Below are 8,152 nucleotides of genomic sequence, written 5' to 3'. Positions count from 1 at the left end.
TTACGCAATATGAAGAGATGCATGCTCGCCAAGATTTGCAGGCGTTTAAGGAATTACTAGATGCAACAAAGAGTTTGTTGGCGGAGCATTCGAGTAGAGACCGCAGTATGGGAAGTTATCAATCGGGAGCCTTTGGAAAACTACCCTCTGTCCAACGGTTTATGGTAGCCTATGAACAAGTGACAGCTCAACTAAATGATCGTATGGGCATTATTCAAGCAGCTCTTGAACGTGATCAAGTGCGCATGGAGGCACTTCATGCCGAAGAACGAACCAAGCAAGGGCTTATGAATCTCGTCTTTGGAGTCTTGACATTCGTAGCCGGGGTATCGGCGCTGGCCATGTCCGGAGGGACTGCTTTGCCGATTGTGGCGCCAATGCTTAAGATTGCGGGAGTTGGCATGTTCATGTATGGGGCTTCGAATTCTATCGAAGCGGGACAGAATATTTATTATGGATTATCTGGAGATGGAAAATCCTTTGCGATGAATCCGATTCGAGATACCATTTTCTTAGGAAATGGCGAGCTATACCACGGATTTGGACAAGTCTTCACCCTAACAACAGGGGTGTTCATACCGATTGCGAAGACAAAAAGTATTGCCCAAGGACTCTCGCAGTTCTTCTGGGGAACAGTCGGAGGTTTAGCAACAGGTCAAGCAGCCTACCATGGAACAAAACTTCTCGGTGGAAACGAAGAAACTGCACAACTGATGAACTTATTGGGGAACTTTGTTGGAGGATACGCAGTCTCTAAAGCCGTTAAGAAATTTAGTTTGAACGGAAAGACTGTGCCAAAAACTTCAATAACTAAGGTGCAAGTTCAAGAACCTGAGTTGTTGAAGTCATCAATAAAAAATATGTCTGATGAGGTATATACAGAAATCAGAAAAATGAGTATTAAAAATCCTGAATCTGATACAATGACATTAGGAAAATATGAACCTACAATTAGACCAGATGGCAAAGTGGATTATGGGACTCCTGGGCCAGGTTCATATAATACTTTGGCTAAGGCGGATGGTTCATCATATTTTGATGTTGGTAACTTGTGGAATAAAATAAAAGAGAAGTATAACTTAGATGATAAGCAAATGTTTGATGCGTTTAATAAATCAGCGTTAGACGACGCTGTAGCACAAGGCAAGACCATTCGATTTTCGCATGATCCTACTTTGGATAAGTATAAAAATTCTGCACTACGGTGGGAATGGGATTATTTACAAGAACAACATGGATATAAAGATTTAGATTTAATAGGAGATTATTGGTATGCAAACAAATAATATGCTAGAACTTGCGAGAGAAACTCGAAAGAAAATCAGGGAAGTTTTTACGGATAAAGTAGATACTATTACGGCATATGATATAAATGATGAACCCAATCGTCATACATTCAAACTGAAATTTCTCATCTATAACTTTGCTGGGGTAAGATTTATATACGAAAACGATTTATTTGAAATTCACCTACTCCTTAATCTTAACAAAGAAAAAGTGATTTCTAAGCCAAATAGCCATTACAGCGAAATAAGTGACTGGGACAGCTACCTAAAAGAAATCATGTTAGACATCGAGTCTTATATCCCAGAGAAATTTTTAAAAGCCAAGGGTTGGAGATGAAAGATCAGGAGGTGTTCATATGTTGAAAAAAAGTATGCAAGAGCTAGCGACAGAAGTGAGCGAACGTATTCAAAGAGCGTTCGGAGATAGAGCTTCAGACATGACCATTTACGATGTGGTAGATGTGCCAAATCATCAAATGTTTAGTATTAAATTTAAAGCCTATGATTATTATGAAGCTCATTTTGGTTATGAATTAGGTTTTACAGATTTTTATATTGTGATTAGTAAAGGGATTGGAATCTCACTTCCCCAAAAAAAATATTTTTTTGAAGAAATAACAGATTGGGACAGCTACTTAAAAGAGATCATGGCAGAGATTGAACTGCGTATCCCCGATGAGTATTTGAAAACAAAGGGATGGCTGTAGAGATTAAAATACAATAATTGATGATACCACTGGGTTACCAGTGGTATTTTTGTGTATTAATTTTGAAAAAATACCGAATTTATTTTCATGAATATGGTATGATAAAAGTGCAGAAGAGGTTAAATCTTATAACGAAAAAGGTAGGGGTGGGGAAATGAAGAAAAAACTAGCAATCATAGGAACCGTTACGCTGTTAGGTGTAGGCGCAGTAGTGTTAAGTAATCAAGAGTGGCGTACGAATACAATCTTTGCGACCGCAAAAGATAAGCAGTTAGCATGGTTGAAGGAACATGAAAAACAAATCGTAGCATGGGTACAGGTGAAACATCCCAAAATTAAGTCTATACAATTTGATTGGAACACAATGACAGTTGAGCCTATTAGCAATGGAGTATCTACTGTAGGTTATAATTTATCAGTAGAAGGAAAGTTTAATGAGGATTCAAAAACAGTCATTTTTATCGATTTTAACTTAACCAAATCTGACGATATTCCAAGTATGTCTAAGTTTAGAATGAATCAACCACCTAGTATAGAGAAGGGAAAAGGTTTATATATATATGAGTAATTCGAAATGGTTTAACAATAAAAGGTAGGGATGGCTGTAGAGTAGGGTGTGACTCTTAAAGGAGAAAAGTAACGATGGATCATAGAGAACAACAATTGGAACTTTTATCAGAGATTAAAGAACGGGGTCTTGAAAGCCTATCTTATGTGTTGTTTGATGAACATAGTAGTCAGCCGTATGCTTTTCATCTCTTTTATGACAACAATAAATACAAGATTAATACGCGGGATGAAAGGTCATATGTCATAGGGAATACCGTTGAATTTGATTCTTTTTCAGATGCAAAACAATATTTTATAGATAAGTTAGAAAGATTTGTTGAAGTGACTTTAAAAGGAAGAAAGTTAGGTTTCAAACCACCGTATCCTTCACCACTATGGGATACGCCGGAACAATAATTGTCGCTAACAAAAAGAGGAATAGAGATGGATATGGATATTTTAAAGCAGGAAATAGAAATATTAATTAGAAAGAATAACTTTCAAACGTTGAGATATGAGTTGTTTAATGAGCAGAGCAATCTTCCATGGGCGACACATCTATTTTATAGGGATAACAAGTTTATGATAAATAATAGAGATGAACGCTCATATGTTGTTGGAGTAACTTGGGAATACGATACTATTAATGAAGCTATAGACAAATTCATGAGTATACTAAAACAAACAATTGACGCTGAACATTTAGCATCAGAACTAGGATTTTCTCATCCATATTTGTCACCACTTTGGGATGAGGATTAAAAAGATACAGAGGGATGAAAAATTAGGGTTCTTGAGAGAGGTAAAATAATGGTAAATTTAGATAAAGAGAAACAAGAACTAATGGAAGAAATTAAATTGTTGGGATATGAAAGTTTGAGATATTCCATTTTCAATGATCATAGACCAAGTGAATGGGAAGTTCGAATTGAGTTTGATTCTACTAGTGAACATTATTTTGTTTACGCTACAACGGATAGAGCAAGTTATAACAAAAAATTGGAATTTGATAATTTTGAGGATGCAAAAAATAAATTTATAGAAAAACTAGACCTCACTGTGAAAATAAATAGAGCTGCTATAAAAAATGGAGAAGTTCCTGAATACTCCTCTCCATTATGGGAGAAAATCGATGATTGATATTGAGAACATGAAATATATAGTTGAACAAGAAATTAAAAAACGTCATTTTGAGAGCTTACATTACGCTTTATTTGACGAAACTAAACGTCTTCCATGGGCATTTCACTTATTCTATAGAGATGGTAAATTTATGATTAATGGTCGAGATGATCGATCATATGTTTTGGGGAATACGATAGAGTTTACCAGTTTTGAAGATGCAAAAATAGCTTTTTTGGAAAGATTAGAACATTTTGTAAAATCTAATCAATTCAGAGTAAAGATAGGGGAAACCCCGGATTATTCCTCCCCCCTCTGGGATGAAAAAGAGGATTACCAGAAGATGAGAGACGAATCCGAGGTGAAAATAATGCAGTTAAAGCAAGAATTAATGGAATTACTATTAAAAATAGGGGAGACAAATCTTAATCAGTCGGATTTATTTACAGAAGAAAAACCATCTCTATTCTTACCGGAAGGGCGTACTATTTATTTAGAGGGCGATTATTACTACATTGTTGGTGTCGAACGTGGCAAAATAAATTCTGAGAAGAAATTTGATAATAAGGAAGATATTCTTTATTATCTTTTGCAATCATATGTTACTAGAATTGCATCAAAAAATGCATGGGCTAATGCTAATGGAGATTTTGACCGTTATGATACCCTTTTTCAAGAAGAACAAATTCGCTTATTTAGTATAATTAATCCTAAGTATGGAGAGAGAAGAAGGAAGGAAATAGACATAAATTAAATTGAAAGGAAAACTAAAGAATTTTAGAGAATATAAAAGTAGGAAATGTTGGAGATGTTCTACGTGGGGATAAAATAATGAGTAATTTAGAATTACAGAAAAAGGATCTTCTAAAGGAAATTGAGAAATTAGGTTACTCAAGTTTAAGATACTCAATATTTTCAGAGGAAAAACCTGGAGAATGGGAAGTCGTCATTGAATATAATCAAGTAGAAAATTTATATTTTGTATACGGAACAATGGATAGAGGAAGTTTTAATGGAAAGCATGGTTATCATACATTCCAAGAAGCAAAAACAAAATTTTTAGATTTTTTAGCAGATATAGTTATTATTAATCGATACTATGTCAAGGAAGGAATGCCGGTTAACTATCTATCCCCCCTCTGGGATGATGCCACAGAATAACAAATGACTCCTTCCTTTTATGATGGAATAAACATTGAAATAATTTTAAATTCTGAGGGGAAATTATTACTGCTTATCCACAAAATTAGAATAAATTTAAAGGTACTTATAAATGAAACGAAACTATATTGTAAAAGTAAATAAAAATCGTCAGAAATTTTTGCTAGTAGAATTCGATAGCTCTAGTTGTCAATCTCTGTCAAACTTTTTAAATTCTGAGGTTCATAATTTTTATCTGGATGTCAGAGAAGCTTTGGAAAATGTAATTGCTGGGAATATGGAAGAATATGCTTTTGATGGTAATTTGTTGGGGATCGAAATTGGAAAAGAAATAACAGAAGTTTACTTCCAATTTGAGGAAGAAATATTAGGCGTTTCATGCTTTATTCCTACAAATGAACTTTATAAATTGGTTTTAGAGTGGAAAGAAATGGAAGAAAAAATGCACAGAGGGGAAGATATTTTTCCGCTAATGATAGAGGATTGAAGATGAATAAGTAGAAAAAATGATATTCGAGAGGTAGAAATGAAAATTACAGGAACAAGATCTACAATTACTTTTGATTTAGAGAATGGTTTCCGCTTAAAAGCACAAGGAGAATTGCTGATCAATAAAAAATTTGTTGTTTATAAAGATAGTATGACACAATGGGAGGCCCCTCATGAGAATCTTCCGATAACTCAAAGAGAAATAGAAAATATTATTAATACAGCTAAAAAAATGGAGAGCAATCAAACTATTCAATTAGACTTTGTATAATTATGTTGTATTCTAAGAAAAATGAATCTCTATACAACGGGTCAGGTTGCCTATCATGGGACCAAGCTTGTAGGTGGAAGCGAAGAGGATGCTCAAATCGCAAACTTTTTAGGGAACCTGATAGGAGGGTATGCGGCCTCCTCAGCAGCCAGCAAGTTTAGTCTCAATAAGGTGAAGAAATGAAAAAGATGGAATTACTTAGAGAAAATATTCTGAAAGAAATTAAAGAATTAGGATATGAAAGTTTACGATACTCGGTTTTTAATGAGCATGGTCTCTCAGAATGGGAAACGCGAATTGAGTTCAATAATGAAACTGAAAAATATGAGGTATATCTAACAAGGGATCGAGCTGGGAAAGGAAAGATTTTTGAGTATACTAATTTTAAAGAAGCAAAAGAAAAATTTATGGAGTTATTAGAACATACTGTTTCAAGAAACAAGTACTATATTTCCAATGGTTGTGCTCCTCAATATCCATCCCCGCTTTGGGACCAATCTAAAGAAAAATAACTACTATTAAGTGAGTTGAAAAGTGAAGCATTTAAAAATTATTATTCAAGGACATAAGTTCAAAAAAGAGGTGATTATGTATGGGGCGCACAACTTTACAGTGGGAAGATGTCATTCAGTTTGAAGAAGTTGAAGGTTATGGCCAGCATATATGGAGAGATGGCAATAATCTTTATTACGTTACTGAGGAGGGAGGAATTGCCCCTCAGCGAGTGGTTTATGAATTACCAAACGAGTTATTTACCTTATTAGAAAGCGGAGAGAGAACGCAGTTAGAAATATTAAGTAAACTTCAGAACGATTGTTGGCCACCGACAGAAGAATAAAAGAAGGCTAGTGAGAAACGATTCATAGAAGAGAGTCCTACATCTTTAATTGATTTACCTGAAACTAGAGATTTATTTACTAAAGAAGAACTTGAAAAATTAATTCCGATTGCTGAGCAAATGTGGATTGACTGGAGAGGCAAACTTCCAGATGATTATGTGTCACCATTGAAATAACTTGTAAGGAACTCTTGGCGGTGACTATGGCCTTGACATAGAGGAGTTGGCGAATATTCGTAAAGGAAAAATTTCCCAAAGTATTTGGGCAAGGAGGGGGAACCCAGATTCAATTGGGTTCATCTCTTAGTTTTTATGAAGATTTAGGTTTAGTGAGGGAGATTAAGTAATTATGTCAGAAATTAACGTGCTGAATTTAGTAGCCGACTTAGATAAAACTATACATGAACATGGATACGAGAATCTATATTATGTACTATTTGATGAGGACAGTAATATGCCTTGGGCTATTCACCTGTATTATAAAAATAATAAATTTATAGTTAATAGTCGAGATGAGCGTTCCTATATTATTGGGAAATCATGGGAATTTGAGAACTATGAGGAGGCAAAACATTTTTTTATCAAAAAAATGGAAACCTTTGTCCAGTTAAATAGACTTGAAATTCAAACTGGGCATCCTCCATATTATCCATCCCCTCTCTGGGATGATGTCACAGAATAATAAATAACCCCCCTTTTATGAAAAATTAGGATTTTTAAAAGAGGTAATAAAATGAAAGATACATTAGATTTTAAATTTATGAAACAAGATGTAGAAAAGGAAATTAAAGAAAAGAAACTTGAAAGTATACATTATGTATTATTTGATGAAAATAAAAATCTTCCATTTGCATTTCACTTATTCTATAAAGATAGTAAATTTATGATTAATGGTCGAGATGACAGGTCATATATTATGGGAAACACTATAGAATTTGACAATTTTGAAGAGGCGAAGACTGCTTTTATAAGTAAATTAGAACATTTTGTAGAATCGACTAGAAAAGGACTTAAAGTTGGATTTTCTCCATATTATTCCTCTCCCCTCTGGGATGAAAAAGAGGGTTACTAGAAGATGAGAGACGAATCCAAAGTACGTTTAGAACTGTTATCAACTATTCAAGATTTAGGTTACGAGAGTTTAAGATATTCCATTTTCAACGATCATAGACCAAGGGAGTGGGAAACAAGAATAGAATATAATCCTGAATTAGAAGTATATGAAGTATATTCGACAATGGACAGAGCAAGTACGAATGGTAAAGATTCATACCAAAACTTCCAAGAAGCACGGAGTCGTTTTATAGAAATTCTTAAAAATGTTGTTTTTATAAATAGATATTATGTTGACGAGGGTATAGGTACAGAATACTCCTCTCCATTATGGGATAAATCGATGATTGATATTGAGAACATGAAATATATAGTTGAACAAGAAATTAAAAAACGTCATTTTGAGAGCTTACATTACGTTTTATTTGACGAAAATAAACGTCTTCCTTGGGCATTTCATCTTTATCAGAAAAATGGAAAATTTTATGTTGATGGTCGAGATGACAGATCATATATAGTGGGACACAGCAAAGAGTATGATAATTTTGAAAGTGCAAAGAAAGATTTTTTTGAAAAATTAGAACTTGTTATAGAATCTAATAAACTGAATATACAGTTAGGATTATCACCAGAATATCCATCACCGTTATGGGATGAAAAAGAGGAACACTAGAAG

Annotated in this window: 14 protein-coding genes and 2 pseudogenes; all 16 read left to right on the top strand. The window is 34.1% G+C overall.

What is annotated here, in order from left to right:
- A pseudogene (locus tag ACO5V7_RS07665) lies at positions 1 to 1,286 on the top strand (hypothetical protein); the annotation flags it as partial.
- Positions 1,273 to 1,623: a hypothetical protein gene (locus ACO5V7_RS07660; RefSeq protein ID WP_070444746.1), complete on the top strand. Its 351-nt coding sequence runs from the start codon at positions 1,273 to 1,275 to the stop codon at positions 1,621 to 1,623. The pseudogene ACO5V7_RS07665 and the gene ACO5V7_RS07660, both read left to right, overlap by 14 nt.
- A 19-nt stretch (positions 1,624 to 1,642) precedes the next feature.
- Entirely contained in the window at positions 1,643 to 1,993 is a 351-nt protein-coding gene (locus ACO5V7_RS07655) for a hypothetical protein (RefSeq protein ID WP_485485705.1), read from the top strand.
- Between the two features lie 154 nt (positions 1,994 to 2,147).
- On the top strand, positions 2,148 to 2,561 hold the full coding sequence (locus ACO5V7_RS07650) for a hypothetical protein (protein WP_485485704.1): 414 nt from the start codon (positions 2,148 to 2,150) through the stop codon (positions 2,559 to 2,561).
- Between the two features lie 74 nt (positions 2,562 to 2,635).
- Positions 2,636 to 2,959 (top strand): Imm59 family immunity protein, encoded by a 324-nt coding sequence (locus tag ACO5V7_RS07645; RefSeq protein ID WP_485485703.1) that lies wholly within the window; start codon positions 2,636 to 2,638, stop codon positions 2,957 to 2,959.
- 27 nt (positions 2,960 to 2,986) lie between these two features.
- Positions 2,987 to 3,304 (top strand): Imm59 family immunity protein, encoded by a 318-nt coding sequence (locus tag ACO5V7_RS07640; protein WP_485485702.1) that lies wholly within the window; start codon positions 2,987 to 2,989, stop codon positions 3,302 to 3,304.
- A gap of 48 nt (positions 3,305 to 3,352) precedes the next feature.
- The gene (locus ACO5V7_RS07635) at positions 3,353 to 3,682 is read left to right on the top strand and encodes an Imm59 family immunity protein (RefSeq protein ID WP_485485701.1); all 330 of its coding nucleotides are present in this window, start codon (positions 3,353 to 3,355) and stop codon (positions 3,680 to 3,682) included.
- Positions 3,675 to 4,418, top strand: coding sequence for an Imm59 family immunity protein (locus tag ACO5V7_RS07630; RefSeq protein WP_485485700.1), 744 nt, complete (start codon positions 3,675 to 3,677; stop codon positions 4,416 to 4,418). Before ACO5V7_RS07635 ends, ACO5V7_RS07630 begins: the two co-directional genes overlap by 8 nt.
- A 77-nt stretch (positions 4,419 to 4,495) precedes the next feature.
- Positions 4,496 to 4,825, top strand: a complete 330-nt coding sequence (locus ACO5V7_RS07625; protein ID WP_485485699.1) for an Imm59 family immunity protein — start codon at positions 4,496 to 4,498, stop codon at positions 4,823 to 4,825.
- A gap of 112 nt (positions 4,826 to 4,937) precedes the next feature.
- Positions 4,938 to 5,312: a hypothetical protein gene (locus ACO5V7_RS07620; protein WP_485485698.1), complete on the top strand. Its 375-nt coding sequence runs from the start codon at positions 4,938 to 4,940 to the stop codon at positions 5,310 to 5,312.
- Between the two features lie 39 nt (positions 5,313 to 5,351).
- Positions 5,352 to 5,585: an Imm74 family immunity protein gene (locus ACO5V7_RS07615; RefSeq protein WP_485485697.1), complete on the top strand. Its 234-nt coding sequence runs from the start codon at positions 5,352 to 5,354 to the stop codon at positions 5,583 to 5,585.
- 179 nt (positions 5,586 to 5,764) lie between these two features.
- Positions 5,765 to 6,097 carry an Imm59 family immunity protein gene (locus ACO5V7_RS07610; protein ID WP_485485696.1) on the top strand — a complete coding sequence of 111 codons (333 nt, stop codon included), beginning with the start codon at positions 5,765 to 5,767 and terminating at the stop codon, positions 6,095 to 6,097.
- A gap of 80 nt (positions 6,098 to 6,177) precedes the next feature.
- Positions 6,178 to 6,600 (top strand): annotated as a pseudogene (locus ACO5V7_RS07605) (hypothetical protein).
- Between the two features lie 172 nt (positions 6,601 to 6,772).
- Positions 6,773 to 7,105 carry an Imm59 family immunity protein gene (locus ACO5V7_RS07600; RefSeq protein WP_485485695.1) on the top strand — a complete coding sequence of 111 codons (333 nt, stop codon included), beginning with the start codon at positions 6,773 to 6,775 and terminating at the stop codon, positions 7,103 to 7,105.
- A gap of 51 nt (positions 7,106 to 7,156) precedes the next feature.
- Positions 7,157 to 7,495: an Imm59 family immunity protein gene (locus ACO5V7_RS07595; protein ID WP_485485694.1), complete on the top strand. Its 339-nt coding sequence runs from the start codon at positions 7,157 to 7,159 to the stop codon at positions 7,493 to 7,495.
- Positions 7,496 to 7,498: 3 nt separating this feature from the next.
- Entirely contained in the window at positions 7,499 to 8,149 is a 651-nt protein-coding gene (locus ACO5V7_RS07590) for an Imm59 family immunity protein (RefSeq protein ID WP_485485693.1), read from the top strand.
- Positions 8,150 to 8,152 lie beyond the last annotated feature (3 nt).

This window comes from Granulicatella sp., assembly GCF_057274575.1.
Note: the sequence above shows the minus strand (reverse complement) of the source record. Positions and strands in the feature narration are given on the sequence as shown.

Excerpts from the sequence above, each read along its gene's own strand:
- ACO5V7_RS07610 (WP_485485696.1), top strand. The coding sequence starts at position 5,765 with ATGAAAAAGATGGAATTACTTAGAGAAAATATTCTGAAAGAAATTAAA.
- ACO5V7_RS07655 (WP_485485705.1), top strand. The coding sequence starts at position 1,643 with ATGTTGAAAAAAAGTATGCAAGAGCTAGCGACAGAAGTGAGCGAACGT.
- ACO5V7_RS07640 (WP_485485702.1), top strand. The coding sequence starts at position 2,987 with ATGGATATGGATATTTTAAAGCAGGAAATAGAAATATTAATTAGAAAG.
- ACO5V7_RS07635 (WP_485485701.1), top strand. The coding sequence starts at position 3,353 with ATGGTAAATTTAGATAAAGAGAAACAAGAACTAATGGAAGAAATTAAA.
- ACO5V7_RS07660 (WP_070444746.1), top strand. The coding sequence starts at position 1,273 with ATGCAAACAAATAATATGCTAGAACTTGCGAGAGAAACTCGAAAGAAA.
- ACO5V7_RS07630 (WP_485485700.1), top strand. The coding sequence starts at position 3,675 with ATGATTGATATTGAGAACATGAAATATATAGTTGAACAAGAAATTAAA.
- ACO5V7_RS07650 (WP_485485704.1), top strand. The coding sequence starts at position 2,148 with ATGAAGAAAAAACTAGCAATCATAGGAACCGTTACGCTGTTAGGTGTA.
- ACO5V7_RS07595 (WP_485485694.1), top strand. The coding sequence starts at position 7,157 with ATGAAAGATACATTAGATTTTAAATTTATGAAACAAGATGTAGAAAAG.
- ACO5V7_RS07625 (WP_485485699.1), top strand. The coding sequence starts at position 4,496 with ATGAGTAATTTAGAATTACAGAAAAAGGATCTTCTAAAGGAAATTGAG.
- ACO5V7_RS07645 (WP_485485703.1), top strand. The coding sequence starts at position 2,636 with ATGGATCATAGAGAACAACAATTGGAACTTTTATCAGAGATTAAAGAA.
- ACO5V7_RS07615 (WP_485485697.1), top strand. The coding sequence starts at position 5,352 with ATGAAAATTACAGGAACAAGATCTACAATTACTTTTGATTTAGAGAAT.
- ACO5V7_RS07590 (WP_485485693.1), top strand. The coding sequence starts at position 7,499 with ATGAGAGACGAATCCAAAGTACGTTTAGAACTGTTATCAACTATTCAA.
- ACO5V7_RS07620 (WP_485485698.1), top strand. The coding sequence starts at position 4,938 with ATGAAACGAAACTATATTGTAAAAGTAAATAAAAATCGTCAGAAATTT.
- ACO5V7_RS07600 (WP_485485695.1), top strand. The coding sequence starts at position 6,773 with ATGTCAGAAATTAACGTGCTGAATTTAGTAGCCGACTTAGATAAAACT.